We start from the raw sequence: 15,227 nt of genomic DNA, 5'->3' as shown, positions 1-15,227 counted from the left end.
TAAGACTATGAGTAATCAAACTCAAGACATGAACCAAAAAAACGGCAAGCTTGTTATCAAGCTTGTCGCCATTGTATTTGGCATGTTTGGTTTTGCCTTCGCGTTGGTACCACTTTATGAAGTGTTTTGCGAGATCACCGGGATTAATGGCAAAACTAGCGACACCGCTGCGGTTTATGAAGCTGTGGAAGTGGATCGCTCAAGAGTTATCACCGTAGAATTTATCACCCGTACAAATACTGGGATGCCTTGGGAGTTTACTGCACAAACTCGCAAAATAGAGGTTTATCCTGGAGAAATGAATCAAGTGGATTTTTACGTTAAAAATTCCACTGCCAAAGACTATGTCGCCCAAGCGATACCCTCAGTATCGCCTGGTACTGCAGCCTTGTATGTCAATAAAACAGAGTGTTTTTGCTTTAATCATCAGCCGCTAAAAGCCGGTGAAGAAGCACTAATGCCGATGAAGTTTTATATCGATCCACAGCTGCCCAAAGACATTAAGTTTTTTACGCTTCAATACACCTTGTATGACGTAACAGCTAGTGCCCAAGTTGTTGCAATGAACCAAGGCTAAAAAGGAAAATAAAATGGCACAAACTGAGCAAGCAGAACAAGATTACGAAAAATATTACGTTCCAGACCAAAGCCCATGGCCTATTGTTGGTGCGGTTGCACTTTTTCTCATCGCCTTTGGAGCAGGTAACTTTGTTGTAGAACAAACCAAGGCTCAAAGTGGCTATGGTGGTTGGATATTGACCGCTGGTTTCGCCACTCTATTGGTTATGTTGATTGGCTGGTTCAAAAATCAAATTGATGAATCTATGTCAGGTTTGTACAGTGCTCAACTTGGGCGCTCATACCGACAAGGCATGGCCTGGTTTATCTTCTCTGAGGTGATGTTCTTTGCAGCATTTTTTGGCGCGTTGTTTTATGCCCGTGTTATTGCCATACCATGGCTAGACGGTGCTGGAAACAACGAAATGACGGGAGCAGTGTTATGGCCAGATTTTGAAGCCATGTGGCCCTTACTTTCTACGCCCGGCGGGGTACAAACAACCGCTATGCCTTGGACGGGTTTGCCGTTGTACAACACCATTATTTTGATGGTTTCATCTGTGACCTGTCATATGGCACACGTTGCTTTGGAAAAAAATGAACGCACCAAACTTAAAGTATGGTTAGGCATCACCATTTTGTTGGGCTGTTTTTTCCTTTATATGCAAGTAGTGGAATATATTCATGCGTACAATGATATGGGTCTTACGCTGCAATCAGGTATTTATGGTAACACCTTCTTCTTGTTAACCGGCTTCCATGGTATGCACGTAACCCTGGGAACTATTATCCTGATTGTGTTGTTCTTGCGCGTACTAAAAGGACACTTTACACCTGACAATCACTTTGCTTTCCAAGCGGGTAGCTGGTACTGGCACTTTGTTGATGTAGTGTGGGTAATGCTGTTTTTCTTCGTGTATATACTTTAAGAAATAACCAACAACGCGCCCTTTAATAGGGGCGCGGGTTGGGTGTAATCAGTCCGGTCGCAACGGCCAATAACATCAAAATAATAATTAGCGCAGAGAAAAGCACTCTGCGGCCAATAAATTTACTCATGGGAGGTTGGTCCGGGTCGTTTTTCAGCATTATCATCATGGCGCGAAACAGGTTATAAATCATAAATAACAATAATCCGCCAACGATCAGTTTTACTAGCAAATTCGATTTCTCCTCACTCTTATGGTGGACACAGTTACTTCATCAACGCGCCCTAAACACCCCTACTTTGCCACACTTTTAGTGTTGGTGGCAGTAATTATCCTTTGTGGTTTGGGTCTGTGGCAAATGCAACGGGCAGAACAAAAACAGTCTCGTCTCGAACAAATTGAACAGCGCAGTAGCACGGCTCGATTGTCGTTAAGAGAGTTATTGGAGTTTGAGGAAAAACGGGATTTACCCTTTGAGGTATTTGGTGCACCTGACCCTGAAAAAGTATTTTACTTGGACAACCGAATTGAGTCAGGGCACGTGGGATATCATGTATTGGTGCCTGTCGAGACTGACTATGGTGTACAACTTATTAACTTTGGCTGGATTAAGGCAGAGCAGTTAAGAACACAACTTCCCGAAGTTAAAATAGACGCAACTGCGCAGCAATACATCGGCGTAAGCGCAGTTCCGAATATTAATCCAATGGTGACTGAGACAGCCACCAAGCAAGATGGTTGGCCATTAGTCATTCAACAGATTGATTTGCCGTTAATGTCGACCTTTCTTGGCATTCAATTATCTCCTGTTGTGATGCAACTGTCACCTGAACATCCTGCTGGCCTAGTGAGAAACTGGAAACCTGTGGTGATGTCACCGCAGAAACATTATGGTTACGCTATTCAGTGGTTTGGTTTGGCGATAGCATGCTTAGTTATCTACATTGTCGCTTTATTAAAAAGGAATCGTTAGAAAGATGTCTGAAGTCTCGACTAAAAAGAGTATCAAAACACCCGCTTTATTGTTTGTCGTGTTTGTATTACCTGTTGTTTTGGCCTACATGGCATTGACCTTTAACTGGTTTAACAAGGCTTCGACCAATCGTGGCGAACTGTTAGCAGAACCGCTGGATATGAACTTGCTGGGGGTGGAAATGGAACCCAAATGGCGATTGTTATTTGTCATGCCAGAAGTTTGTGAGCAAACCTGTGAAAACGCGTTATATAGCATCAATCAGATTTGGGTAGCATCTGGAAAAGCATCAGATCGCGTTGAACCCTTGGTTTTACGCTACCCAGAAAGTGAAAAGCTAGAAAATACAGAAATGAATAACCATCCGACCCTCAAGGTGTTAAACACAGATAGACAAAATGTAAATAAGGTGTTTAAAGATGGCGCGACTGATGGTATTTTCATTGTTGATACGTTAGGGAATATCATTCTTAGATATCCACTAAAACAACAACAAGAAGATGCGATACAACAAAGTCGCGATATTTTAGCCGATCTGCGCAAGTTGCTGAAACTCTCGCGAATCGGTTAGGGAATGGTAGTAATGAGAAAATTAGTGCTAGTGGCAGTGATACTGGCCATTGTGGTGATTGTGCTAGGAGCTTACACGCGCTTAACTGATGCGGGTCTAGGCTGTCCCGATTGGCCGGGCTGTTACGGTCATCTGACCGTGCCAAAAACTGATTCTCACATTGCCGCAGCAGAGAGTGCATTCCCTGAACGACCTTTTGAAGCACACAAAGCGTGGAATGAAATGATCCACCGTTATGCTGCCGGTGCATTAGGCCTTGTTATCCTAGCCATTTTTATCGTCGCATTTGCCAAACGTACCTACCACAGCCCGGTTAAACTTCCCTTTTTTCTGCTCTGTCTGGTGATATTCCAAGCTGCACTGGGCATGTGGACAGTGACAATGGACTTAATGCCCGTCGTGGTAATGGGCCATCTACTAGGCGGATTTTCAGTGATCGCCTGTTTGTACTTGCTATATTTGCGTTTGACACCGTATCGAATACCGGGCGGCGATGCGCATATGAGCAAGTTTGCTAAGTATTGTGCGTTGGGCATCGTTATTTTGGTGGGACAAATTGCTTTAGGCGGTTGGACATCTGCAAACTACGCAGCGCTTGCTTGCACAGAATTCCCGTTTTGCGAAGGTGATTGGGCTGGAAAGCTGGATATCCCCGGAGCGTTTAGCGTGCCACCAGCTGAAAACTATGAATTTGGTGTGCATGATTGGGAAGAGCGCATGACCATGCATGTCGCACATCGAATCGGTGCAATTATCACCTTTATTTATTTGTGTTGGCTGTCAATACGACTGTATGCCAATGCATCGTCACAGACAATTAAAAATCTGGCTGTTGGAGTTGTACTCGTACTCGGCTTACAAGTGATGCTTGGGGTCAGCAATGTTGTGTTCAGCTTGCCTTTAGCGGTGGCGGTGATGCACAACGCAGTGGCTGCTGGCTTACTGCTGATTATGGTGAAACTGTGTTACACCTTATACAGAAAGATTTAGGAGACCAAGGTGAGTAAAACCCTTGAAGCAAATTTCGCAAAGCCCTCGTCAGTTAGGGCAACATGGCGAGACTACTATGAGTTAACCAAGCCTAAAGTCATTATGCTACTTCTGCTTACCGCTTTGGTAGGCATGTGTTTGGCGACTGAGTCTTGGGTGAGCTGGCAAATATTGGTTGCGGGTCTTGGTGGAATTGGTTTGTTATCGTCCTCTGCCGCCGTCGTGAATCATGTTGTTGATCGCAACATTGACAGCAAAATGGCCAGAACCTTTAATCGACCTGTCACCAAAGGCAAAATTAGTCCAAAACGCGCGTTAATTTTTGCGTTTGTTCTGGGGGTGGCGGGATATCTGTGTTTAGAAATTTGGGTAAATACACTTACTGCGGTGTTAACCCTGGCTAGCATGGTGGGTTATGCAGTGGTCTATACCATGTATTTAAAGCGTGCAACGCCCCAGAATATCGTTATTGGTGGTTTAGCAGGCGCCGCACCGCCGTTACTGGGATGGACAGCGGTTACAGGTGAAGTGCATTCCTATGCGTTGTTACTCGTGTTGATTGTTTTTACTTGGACACCACCACACTTTTGGGCTTTGGCCATTCATCGAGTGAAAGATTACGCGAAAGCTGAGATACCCATGTTACCGGTAACCCATGGCGTGGAATTTACCAAAACCTCTGTGTTGTTATACACTTTGTTGTTGACCATTGTGTGTCTATTGCCATTTTTAACCGGCATGTCAGGGGTAATTTATCTTGTTGGATCTAGTCTTCTGAATGCGGGTTTTATGTATTATGCGTGGAAACTGAAATATGCCTGCGAAGACTCCACTGCAATGAAAACATTTGGTTTTTCAATTGTACACCTAATGGTATTGTTCATTGTCCTACTAGTTGACCATTACTTTAAGTTTTCATTATGAAACAAAATGCAGTTCTAGGGGTTGTAGCTATTGTCGCGCTACTGGCGGGATTATATTTTGCTGTCAATATCGCACCTCCAGAACCTGATTCTCCGAAATATATGCAGCAGTATCCGGCTGCCCGTGCACTGCCTGATTTTGAGCTTTATGATCAAAATGGCGAAGCTTTTACCAATAAAAACCTTCAAGGCAAATGGTCACTTGCTTTTGTAGGCTATACCTTTTGCCCAGACATTTGCCCAACGACAATGGCTGAATTGGGCAAAATATATCCTCAGTTACAGCAAATCGAATCAAATGAGCCAATTCAAATTTGGTTTTTATCTGTTGATCCGAGGCGCGATGATGCCAATCGACTAAACGAATATGTGAATTTCTTTAATCCTGCTTTTAAGGCGACTTCGGGTGAGCATAAACAGCTTTTCCCACTGGTTCGCGCGATGGGAATGATGTATTCAATGAGTGATAACATGGACAACCCCAACTACTTGGTTGATCATAGCTCGTCGATCACCGTGGTAAATCCTCTCGGGCAGGTAATCGGGCGTTTTAAACCACAAATGAAACCTGGCAAACTGGCAGTAAGCGACAGCCAACAAATATTGACCGATATGCCCGTCGTGGTGCAGCTTTAACTCACCGTGCAAGACAAAATCACCTCTGCCAAACCCAGCGATGCTGCATCCCTGGCTAAACTCATTTATCAATCCGGTCCGGCTAACATAGAAGCCGTGTTTTGTGATGAGATGGCTGACTTTGATGAGCAACAAAAACAATCTCATTGTATCGCTTACATACAACAAGCTTTACAACAACCTGATGGACAGTTTGGCTATCAAAATCAATATGTAATCCGCGAACAGGGCAGCGTAGTTGCTTGCGTAAGTTTTTGGACCTGCGTCTTGCCGGAATCATTTAAACAAGCCACTTTATCCAATCTGCTTGAGCATTTTGGTGCAGTTAAATGCGCTACTATCTTAAAAAATAGTGAATTGCTCTCTGAATTGCTGCGTCGACCAAGCGTCAATGAGCTATCGATTGGGCATCTGTCCGTAGATCCAAATTTTCAGCGCCGGAGACTCGCAACAAGTCTTTTGCAGTATTGCCAGGCAAAAGCGAAGTTGAAGGGTAAAACCAGTCTAATATTGGATTTGGCGGCGGATAATCACGCTGCTTATGATACGTATAAAGCCTTTGGTTTTGTTCAGGTTGGTTCAAGTCAGCCAGGTGCGAGCGCTAAATGCGCTGGTATGGTCCCTCATATACATATGTTGAAACAGTTAAGTTAAGCCTTTTTGTATCAATTGCCGTATAAAAACTATTCAAAATAAGTGATCCCGATCCCTCCAAATACATAGCCACACAGGATGTATTTAGCACGATCGATAAAATGTCATGGAGTAAGCAATGAAAAACTTTAATAGTATTATCAGCGGTTTAAGTAAAAGTGGACTGTTATCAGGATTTGCCGGAGGAGTCGCCGGTGGCGCGTTGACGGGGGCATTAACCAGTAAAAAAGGCAGCAAAATGGGCAAGAGTGCATTAAAACTTGGTGCGCTCGCCGCTGTTGGAGGCGTTGCCTGGAAAGCCTATCAAGTCTATTCGCAAAAGAATGCCCAGCAAGGCGCTCAAACTGCCTCTCAGCCAATGAATGCCGCCAACCAACCTGTTGCGCAATCGCAGTATATCCCTTCTCAACCTAAGCAAAATTTAACTTATTCCCCATCCACCTTATCGCAAAGGCAGTTTGAACAGGTGATTGAAGACGAACAAAACGAATCTGGGCAAATGCTTTTGTTGCGTGCCATGATTACGGCCGCCAATGCAGACGGCCACATCGATGAAAACGAGCGTCAACGTATCTATGAGCAAGTTGATAACCTTGAGCTGTCGGTAGAAGACAAGGCGGGGTTGTTCGATGAATTGCGCAAGCCATTGTCAATGGAGCAACTTGTGGCCGCAGTACCTAATTCTGAAACGGCTGTAGAAGTTTATGCCGCGTCAGTGATGGCTATTGATGAGCAACAACCAGCTTCACAGGACTATCTAAATCGCCTGTCGGCGTCTATGTTGATCCCCAAAGAGTTAGTCAGTGCGATTCACCAACAGACCAATGATATGCGTAACGCATAGGAGCTTACTCAATGTCAAAGCCACACATCCCCCAACAAGCGTTTGACTGGTATGACGAATATGCACATGGTGATATCGATCGACGCACGTTTATTAGTCGCCTTTCATCACTTGCCGTGACAAGCTTATCAATTTCAGCTATCGCTGCCGGGCTAACGCCAAACTACGCTAAAGCTGAACAAGTGTCGTTTAATGATCCAGATATTGTAGCGAGTTATGCCGAATTTGATTCGCCAAACGGTCACCAGCGAGGCAAAGGTTATTTAGTCATGCCAAAAACAACCGATGATAAAACTGCTGGCGTATTGGTTGTGCATGAAAATCGAGGGTTAAATCCGTACATTAAAGATGTTGCAAGGCGCTTGGCTAAATCTGGTTATGTCGCCTTTGCTCCGGATGCGTTGTTTCCAGTTGGTGGTTACCCCGGAAATGACGATGCAGGCAGAAAAATGCAGCGGGAAATGTCACGAGACAAAATTGAGCAAGATTTTATTTCAGCCGCTAACTTTCTTAAGCAACATGATAAGATCTCAGGCAAGCTTGGTGTGGTTGGGTTCTGTTTTGGCGGTTATATCAGCAACATGCTAGCCGCTACCTTGCCGGATACCATCGATGCCGCTGTACCCTTTTATGGCTCGCCGCCGAAGCCTGATATCGTCGATAAGGTTAAAGGGCCATTACTGGTGCAACTGGCTGGCTTAGACAAGCGAATTAATGCCACCTGGCCTGAATATGAGCAAGTGCTAAAAGCCAATAGTGCCAACTATGCAGTGCATAGGTACGAGGGGGTAAACCACGGCTTTCATAATGATTCCACAAGTCGCTATGATCAAACGGCAGCGGAATTGGCTTGGCAACGAACCCTAGCGTTTTTTGATGAATATTTGCGTGGGGTTAGTTAGGGCGTGTTGACGAGCATTTTTGTCATGCAGACGCTGTGAGGGTCGTCAAAATAGTCAGCAAAAGGCGGGCATTCTGCAAATCCAAAGCGTTTATACAATAAACGCGCAGGCTTAAAAAAATCCATTGTGCCCGTTTCCAGGCTAATCTGGCTATACCCTTCTTTTTTTGCTTGTTCCAGCAGGTGCGATAGTATTTTTGCTGCGACGCCTTGTCGTAAAAAAGCCGGCGCAGTGCGCATCGATTTGATTTCGACGTGTGATGTATCCAGTGATTTTAGCGCGCCACAACCGGCCAAACGGGCACCCTGCCATGCACTATAAAAGCGTATATTTTCAGCGTGAAACTGGCTTTGATCCAGTGCATGCACACTTTCTGGTGGAGAATGCTTAAACATTTCTTGATGATGCGCCTGTAAAATCTCTTTCACGGCTTGGCTGACCGGCTGCTCTAACCTCAATTCAAGGTCAATCGACATTAATAACCTCCTTGTTTTAGTCAGGCCAATTGCCTGACTCTGTGGGAACGAACCAAGGTTGGGAGAACCAATAAAAGCGCCCTTTTTTGCTTATGCTGGGTGCTGTGCAATTGACTCGCGAACGGCCTACAGGTAACACCTCCGGAACCGTGATATCTACACGATTCTCTTGCCATGCTAGTATCATCGAATCTCCCTTGTAAAAACAAGACACTTGTTGTTTTAGCATATCGGACAAATCCAGAGTTAATATTTGTTCGGGTTGTCTGTCTTCAAAGCTCAGTTGAGGTTGTTCGTTGCTTATTTCTATTACTGGCATCGCCAAGCTATTGAGCTTCACTTTTAGTGTATTGAGATTTGCATAAATGCCCGCAGCGGGGAATCGTGGCAGCGCACCAAAGTCACTGGTTGTTGATACCGCCCCTGAATGTTGACCAAATCCAATATATCCTTTTTCTCGCAAAGCTGTTTTTAGTTGATAATTAAATTCGCCATAGGGGTAGGCTACATATTTGAGACTTTGGCCAGTCTCTTTTTTGAGTCGTTTTTCAGCTTTTGAGATGTCCGCTAAGGTGTTTTCCAGCCATTTTGGTTGGTCAGAGCCGGTCAAAAGATGATTGTGCACGCTGGAATGATTGGCAAAGCTGACACCTTCGGATTGTAATTGTCGAACCTGTTGCCAACTCAATTGCCGAGGCTGCACACCGATCAAATCCGGATTAATAAAAATCGTATAAGGAAATCCATATTGTTTAATAATGGGATGAGCATTTAATGCGATATTGTCGTAACCATCATCAAAGGTGATAACCACAGCATTGTCCGGCAGCTTCTGTTTCGCAGTTGCCTCTGCTGACACACTTTGCATTAATCGCTGCAAGCTGATCACTGTATGATTTTTTGCCAAATAGGCCATGTGCTCAGCAAAATTTTCAGGGCTAATACTGGTACTGGGCGGCGTATCGGTGCTCACATGGTGGTACATCAAAATGACCCCATGACCGACGTTGGGCTTTGCACCAGCTAAAGTTGAAAATAAGGCCAAAAATACAACTGAAAAAATGAAATAATGCATTCGAAACATCTCATTGAAACTGACTCTGGATAGTAGCATTGGCGCAAATAGGAAACCAACCCCAACCTTCCAAGCAGGCGTTGCGTTTTTGGCAATGGGCACCTCACAACCAACTGCTTGCCATCGTTTTGCCGATGTTATTGGCACACATCACCGCACCCCTTATTGGGCTTGTCGACACGGCAGTACTCGGACACATGCCGGGCAGTCACTTTTTAGCAGGCGCCTCGTTTGCCGCGTTGCTGTTATCACAACTCTATTGGATATGTGGCTTTTTACGCATGTCTACAACAGGGTTGAGTGCTCAGGCTAAAGGTCAAGGATCTGGTTTTTCTGCTGCGCAGGTGTTATACCAAAGCGTTTTTAGTGCCGCCGTTATTGGTTTTCTGGTCCTGCTTTTTGGCGATTTTTTAATGCAAGCTAGCTTGGGGTTCTCAAATCCTAATCCGCTAGTGCAAGGTGTCATTATTGATTACTTTGGAATAAGAATTTGGGGAGCGCCAGCTGCTCTGATTAATCTGGCTTTAGTGGGTTGGCTGCTAGGGCAGCAAAAAGCAAAGGTGGTGATGCTGATCCAGATTATCGCAAATCTCCTTAATGTAGGACTGAACCTACTCTTTGTTTTTGGGTTTGGTTGGGACGTTAAAGGTGTGGCTGCGGCAAGTATCATTGCCGAGTATTTCATTCTGGTTAGCAGTTTCTGTTGTATATACGCCAGCGGGTTGTCGAGATTACAACTTTCTTGGCTCGGATTGTCAGCGTTGAAAAATATGTCAAAACTCAACAGCTCAATTCTTATCCGAAATTTGGCGTTACAAGCCTGTTTGGTTTTTATGACTTTTCAAGGCTTACGCCTAGGCCAACAAACTGCTGCTATCAATGCGATATTAATGCAGTTTTTTGTCTTAATTTCACTTGGTCTTGATGCGGTTGCTTTTGGCGTTGAGGCAAAAGTAGGAGAAGCCAAAGGAGCTGAAAATCCAAAACTGCTGAATTATTTTGTAAAGCTGGGCCTATTCTGGTCGAGCATCTTTGCTATCGGCTACGGCCTAGTGTTTTTTGTATTTGGCCAACCGATCATTGGACTGCTTACCGACCAGGAAACATTAAAAACTGCGGCCGAGGAGTTTTTGGTGATTGTCTGGCTATTGCCGTTAATTGCCCATTGGTGCTTCTTATTTGATGGTGTATTTATTGGATTAACCCGGGCAAAAGCTATGCAAAACAGCATGATAATCAGTGCTGGTTTAATATTTTTTCCAGCCTGGTGGATATTGTCTGATTGGCAAAATTGGGGGCTTTGGATCGCGCTTTTGAGTTTTATGGCTGCGCGGGGAGTTAATCTTGGTGGTTACTATTTCTATCTTTTTCGCCTGCATCGCTTAACTGACTGAGAGTTTGTGAGAAGCGGTTAGCGAAAATACCCAAGTAGCCTTTGGCGGCAAAGACAAAACCTCCCGCAAGGATCAATAAGCCAGGAACTTGCAGAAGCGCCCAATATTTTGCACCAAGTAAAATAAACACAACGCCAACACAAAAAACAAAAAGGCCGATTTTGAAATCGGCCCAGCTTTTGGCAGGATCACTGCCCAACTTGTAAAACCAACGTTTAAGCATCTACTGCCTCTGGTTTATGACTGGCAAAGGGTATGCTTCAAATCAGTAGTATGAGTGTTCCCCAGCCTGATGTTCCGTTGCATCTTTCACACCCGTCAGCTCACCTGCAAAGGCCGCTAGCATTTGTTTTTCAATACCATCTTTTAAGGTTACATCAACCATCGAACACCCGTTACAACCGCCACCAAATTGCAATACGGCTTCGCCATCTTCGGTGATTTCCATCAACATCACTTTGCCACCATGGCTCGCGAGTTGTGGGTTGATCTCCGCTTCAATCATGTAGCTGATGCGCTCGGCCAGGGGAGCATCCTCATCCACTTTACGCGCTTTGGCATTAGGTGCCTTAAGGGTAAGTTGAGAGCCCATCTGGTCGGTGACAAAATCGATTTCCGCTTCTTCTAAAAAAGGAGCACTTTCTTGATCCACAACGGCATCAAATCCGTTAAATTCCAGCACGGTATCAGTTTGTTCTACTGCGTCGGGTGGACAGTAAGACACACCACATTCGGCTCCAGGAGTACCTGGGTTGACCACGAAAACCCGAATGTTTGTATCAGGCTCTTGTTTTTCAAGTAATTTTGCGAAGTGCGCTTGAGCACTTTCTGAAATATTAATCATCTTTCATTCCTGACTAACAGAATAATTACCGCGCAATATACCAGAAATACTTGAGTAAAACACTCAAGTAATGAGGTTCTGTTATGAAATTTTTAACTATCAAAGATTTCATGCATACTGACCAGACCAACACGCTCTAATTAAAAGACCGGTGAAATTATTTAGTTTTTTATCGGTCATTAAAATGACATAACAATAACGACTGAAAGAGTTTTCTATGAGAATACTGCGAACCAGCTTGGCTATCTTTTTATTGATTGCCCATTTTAGTGCATTTTCAAAGTCCGATTTGGATTATTTGCCTAGCTCCATTAAATACGACCCCTCAATCCCAAAGCCTGCTGATATTCTCGGGGCCCCAGTTGGTCAATGGCACGTAAGGCATGACCAACTCGTTCGTTATATGGAAGTTTTGGCTGAACGCTCTGATCGTATCACCATTCTGGAGACAGGGCGCACCCATGAAAATAGAAAGCTTGTGTTGCTGACGATTACCTCGCCAACCAATCAGCAAAACATTGAGAACATCCAACAAGCACACCTACAAAAAGTGCAAACCGGACGCAAGACCAATGACTCTGATCCTCTCGTTTTTTACATGGGATATAGCGTGCATGGTGACGAACCCTCAGGCGCAAATGCCGCGCTACTTATCGCTTACTACTTAGCAGCTGGCCAAGGAGATGAAGTTGATAAATTGCTCAATAACAATGTCGTTTTACTCGATCCTTCATTGAATCCCGATGGATTATCCCGTTTTGCGCAGTGGGCAAACATGCACAAAAGCCAAAACCTTGTTGCCGATCCGAACAACCGTGAACATCGCCAACGTTGGCCAAGCGGCCGTACCAATCACTACTGGTTTGACTTAAACCGCGATTGGTTGTTGCTAACTCACCCTGAATCAAGAGCCAGAATTGAACAGTTCCATAAATGGCGCCCTCATGTGTTAACCGATTTCCATGAAATGGGTCCTAACAGCACCTACTTTTTTCAGCCCGGCATCCCATCACGTAAGAACCCTTGGACGCCAGATCAAAATGTCAGATTGACCGAAGCCTTGGGCGATTTCCATGCGGCTGCATTGGACGCCAATAAAGAACTGTACTTTACCCAAGAGTCGTTTGATGATTTCTATTACGGTAAAGGTTCTACTTACCCTGACGCCCATGGCACCATAGGGATCTTGTTTGAACAGGCCAGTAGTCGAGGCCACCTTCAAGATACGCGAAATGGTCAACTCTCGTTTCCTGACACTATTCAAAACCAAGTAACAACTTCTTTATCTACCTTCAAAGGTGCGTTGGCCAATAAGTCTGAATTACTTAGCTTCAAGGCTGACTTTGTTAATCAAGCCAAAGAATTGGCTAAAAATGATGATATTCGAGGTTATCTTCTTAACGAAGCAAAAGATCATAGCCGTTTCAATCAATTGAAGCGTATTCTCGAACAGCATCAAATTAAGTTTTACGCTCTAAATAAAGACGCGAAGATTGATGATCGCACTTATTCGGCGGTGGACAGCGTTTTTGTGCCGTTGGATCAACCTCAGTATCGGCTAATCAAATCGATTTTTTCTACGCGAAAACGATTTGCAGATAACACTTTTTATGACGTATCTAACTGGAATCTTGCTTTAGCTTTCAATATTGAGTACGCATCGGTGAGCAAAAGCGCCATGCGTCGCCTGTCTGTTTCAGATTCACCTGCACAGATGCGTACTTCTGAGTTACCCCAATTGACGTCAGATGCCTATGCCTATGGCTTTGATTGGCAGGACTACAATGCGCCCAAGCTGTTACAGCGTTTGTATGACAATGACATTCAGGTGCGCATCGCTGAAACTGCGTTTTCTGCTAAAACCAGCCAAGGCACAATCAGCTTTTCTGCAGGTTCAGTAATTATTCCGATGGCTTTGACCCAGCCAGACAATCTCAGCACCAAGTTACAGACTTTGTCCAACGAAATGGCAATCCCGGTTCGCACCATCGAGTCAGGTTTAACCCAACAAGGCATCGATTTGGGTAGTAGCAAAATGGCCGCTGTAAAACAACCTAAAGTGATGATTGTAGGAGGCTTGGGAACATCGCAATATGAAGCAGGCGAAGCATGGCACTATCTCGATAACCACGTGGGCATGCCCGTATCAATTATTGATTTAGACCGACTCGGACAGACAAATATTGAAGACTATACCCATATGATTTGGGTGTCTGGGGACTATTCATTTCTCACCGATAGTACTGTGGAGAAAATAGGTGATTGGGTCAAAAGTGGCGGCGTACTGATTGGCCAGCAATCAGCAACTAAATGGTTTAGCGAAAAAGAATGGCTCAAGGCCACTTTTATGATGCAATCTGAAATAGACGATGCATTTGATGGAAAGGCGTTAAACTTCGCTGAACGCGAAGCCTTTGCGGCCAAACAACGTATCGCTGGCGCTGCCTTTGAGACAACACTAGATACCAGTCATCCGCTTGGTTACGGTTACCAACGCACTTTACTACCGGTCTTTAGAAATCGGGGAGATGTATTGTTAATGCCCGAAAAACCCTTTGTCACCGTTGCTCAATTTACCGAAAAGCCGCTGCTGGCAGGCTATGCGTCAGATGAGATGGAAGATCTTATTGCTGATTCTGCGGCGATCGTCGCACATCGTCTTGAACAAGGCACAGTAATTGGCTTTGTAACAAACCCAAATTTCAGAGGATATTGGTACGGCACCAGCCGTTTACTGAGCAATGCCATTTTTATGTCGGCATTTATCGACGCTCAGGGGTGATACATAGTGCCCAGACATCTATCTTGATGTCTGGGAACTGTGCTCTTATCGCATCAACGGCTGCGCCCACTGTCGCCCCTGTCGTGATCACATCATCAAAAATAGCGATATGATCAACATCTAGCTCATGCGCCATGGTGAAGATGCCTTGTGCATTTTTCATTCTTTGGGCGCTGTTGAGCCGAGTTTGTGCTTGGCTGTTGACCACCCGTTGCAGCGTTTGTGGCAAAAACTTTAGACAATAATGTTTGGCGATATTTTTGCCGATGATACTTGCCTGATTGTACTTTCGCGAGGCCATTCGTGAGGGATGAAGCGGGATTGGTACCAGTGCCTTAGGTAAATCCGTATGCGCTAACTCCAAGTGACAAAATAGTTCTGATAGCGCCTGAGCAAAAACGACTTTGCGGTTGAATTTCAGTCCCGAGAGCAGGTAAGAATACGGCCACTGATATTCAGACATGGCAAACAGACGGTCAAAATTAATCACCTTTAACTCGCGCAAAATTTTAGGATTACATAACAAATTTTGCGCCTCATTCTGCATATTGAATCGTGGCAGGTCAGCAAAACAATACGGGCAAACTAATGCCTTGCTCAGTTGATGACACAAAACACATTGTTGATTTATTGCTAACCAGCCAAACCATCCTTTGATACCATTAAACATCCTTGT

At 44.6% G+C, this 15,227-nt stretch carries 18 protein-coding genes; 12 read left to right on the top strand and 6 right to left on the bottom strand.

The window, feature by feature from the left end:
* The first annotated feature begins 7 nt into the window (after positions 1–7).
* Together FM019_RS05085 and FM019_RS05080 are read left to right on the top strand one after the other, a co-directional pair.
* On the top strand, positions 8–577 hold the full coding sequence (locus FM019_RS05085) for a cytochrome c oxidase assembly protein (RefSeq protein WP_409553360.1): 570 nt from the start codon (positions 8–10) through the stop codon (positions 575–577).
* Positions 578–590: 13 nt separating this feature from the next.
* Complete coding sequence (locus FM019_RS05080; RefSeq protein WP_143834803.1) at positions 591–1,487, top strand: cytochrome c oxidase subunit 3; 897 nt, start codon at positions 591–593, stop codon at positions 1,485–1,487.
* 22 nt (positions 1,488–1,509) lie between these two features.
* Here the strand turns inward: FM019_RS05080 and FM019_RS05075 are convergent, their stop codons facing one another.
* On the bottom strand, positions 1,510–1,719 hold the full coding sequence (locus FM019_RS05075; protein ID WP_143834802.1) for a DUF2909 domain-containing protein: 210 nt from the start codon (positions 1,717–1,719) through the stop codon (positions 1,510–1,512).
* A gap of 21 nt (positions 1,720–1,740) precedes the next feature.
* Here FM019_RS05075 and FM019_RS05070 point away from each other — a divergent pair, with 21 nt between their 5' ends.
* From FM019_RS05070 to FM019_RS05035, 8 genes are all read left to right on the top strand, one after another.
* Positions 1,741–2,460: an SURF1 family protein gene (locus FM019_RS05070; protein ID WP_143834801.1), complete on the top strand. Its 720-nt coding sequence runs from the start codon at positions 1,741–1,743 to the stop codon at positions 2,458–2,460.
* 4 nt (positions 2,461–2,464) lie between these two features.
* Positions 2,465–3,031, top strand: a complete 567-nt coding sequence (locus FM019_RS05065) for a hypothetical protein (protein WP_143834800.1) — start codon at positions 2,465–2,467, stop codon at positions 3,029–3,031.
* A gap of 12 nt (positions 3,032–3,043) precedes the next feature.
* The gene (locus FM019_RS05060; protein WP_143834799.1) at positions 3,044–4,021 is read left to right on the top strand and encodes a heme A synthase; all 978 of its coding nucleotides are present in this window, start codon (positions 3,044–3,046) and stop codon (positions 4,019–4,021) included.
* Between the two features lie 9 nt (positions 4,022–4,030).
* Positions 4,031–4,945, top strand: a complete 915-nt coding sequence (cyoE, locus tag FM019_RS05055; protein ID WP_143834798.1) for a heme o synthase — start codon at positions 4,031–4,033, stop codon at positions 4,943–4,945.
* Positions 4,942–5,580: an SCO family protein gene (locus tag FM019_RS05050; RefSeq protein WP_143834797.1), complete on the top strand. Its 639-nt coding sequence runs from the start codon at positions 4,942–4,944 to the stop codon at positions 5,578–5,580. The genes cyoE and FM019_RS05050 overlap by 4 nt, the downstream gene beginning before the upstream one ends.
* 6 nt (positions 5,581–5,586) lie before the next feature.
* Positions 5,587–6,234: a GNAT family N-acetyltransferase gene (locus tag FM019_RS05045; RefSeq protein ID WP_143834796.1), complete on the top strand. Its 648-nt coding sequence runs from the start codon at positions 5,587–5,589 to the stop codon at positions 6,232–6,234.
* Between the two features lie 118 nt (positions 6,235–6,352).
* On the top strand, positions 6,353–7,078 hold the full coding sequence (locus FM019_RS05040) for a tellurite resistance TerB family protein (RefSeq protein WP_143834795.1): 726 nt from the start codon (positions 6,353–6,355) through the stop codon (positions 7,076–7,078).
* 11 nt (positions 7,079–7,089) lie between these two features.
* Complete coding sequence (locus FM019_RS05035) at positions 7,090–7,980, top strand: dienelactone hydrolase family protein (protein WP_143834794.1); 891 nt, start codon at positions 7,090–7,092, stop codon at positions 7,978–7,980.
* Here the strand turns inward: FM019_RS05035 and FM019_RS05030 are convergent.
* Both FM019_RS05030 and FM019_RS05025 read right to left on the bottom strand, forming a co-directional pair.
* A complete protein-coding gene (locus FM019_RS05030) occupies positions 7,977–8,456 on the bottom strand; it encodes a GNAT family N-acetyltransferase (protein ID WP_143834793.1) in 480 nt (159 codons plus the stop codon). The genes FM019_RS05035 and FM019_RS05030 overlap by 4 nt on opposite strands.
* A 16-nt stretch (positions 8,457–8,472) precedes the next feature.
* Entirely contained in the window at positions 8,473–9,531 is a 1,059-nt protein-coding gene (locus tag FM019_RS05025) for a polysaccharide deacetylase family protein (protein WP_260681527.1), read from the bottom strand.
* Positions 9,532–9,578: 47 nt separating this feature from the next.
* On the opposite strand from FM019_RS05025, the gene FM019_RS05020 reads away from it, so the two are divergent.
* Positions 9,579–10,925, top strand: coding sequence for an MATE family efflux transporter (locus tag FM019_RS05020; RefSeq protein ID WP_260681546.1), 1,347 nt, complete (start codon positions 9,579–9,581; stop codon positions 10,923–10,925).
* On the opposite strand, the gene FM019_RS05015 is transcribed toward FM019_RS05020, so the two are convergent.
* Together FM019_RS05015 and nfuA are read right to left on the bottom strand one after the other, a co-directional pair.
* The gene (locus tag FM019_RS05015) at positions 10,870–11,148 is read right to left on the bottom strand and encodes a hypothetical protein (protein ID WP_143834791.1); all 279 of its coding nucleotides are present in this window, start codon (positions 11,146–11,148) and stop codon (positions 10,870–10,872) included. The genes FM019_RS05020 and FM019_RS05015 overlap by 56 nt on opposite strands.
* A 42-nt stretch (positions 11,149–11,190) precedes the next feature.
* Positions 11,191–11,769: a Fe-S biogenesis protein NfuA gene (nfuA, locus tag FM019_RS05010; protein WP_143834790.1), complete on the bottom strand. Its 579-nt coding sequence runs from the start codon at positions 11,767–11,769 to the stop codon at positions 11,191–11,193.
* Between the two features lie 217 nt (positions 11,770–11,986).
* On the opposite strand from nfuA, the gene FM019_RS05005 reads away from it, so the two are divergent.
* A complete protein-coding gene (locus FM019_RS05005; RefSeq protein WP_143834789.1) occupies positions 11,987–14,551 on the top strand; it encodes a M14 family zinc carboxypeptidase in 2,565 nt (854 codons plus the stop codon).
* Here the strand turns inward: FM019_RS05005 and FM019_RS05000 are convergent.
* A complete protein-coding gene (locus FM019_RS05000) occupies positions 14,532–15,221 on the bottom strand; it encodes a ComF family protein (RefSeq protein ID WP_143834788.1) in 690 nt (229 codons plus the stop codon). The two genes, FM019_RS05005 and FM019_RS05000, sit on opposite strands and share 20 nt — an antisense overlap.
* Positions 15,222–15,227: the final 6 nt, after the last annotated feature.

Source organism: Aliiglaciecola sp. M165, from assembly GCF_007197995.1.
Taxonomy (GTDB): Bacteria; Pseudomonadota; Gammaproteobacteria; order Enterobacterales; family Alteromonadaceae; genus Aliiglaciecola.
This window is presented reverse-complemented; position numbering and strand designations above follow the sequence as displayed.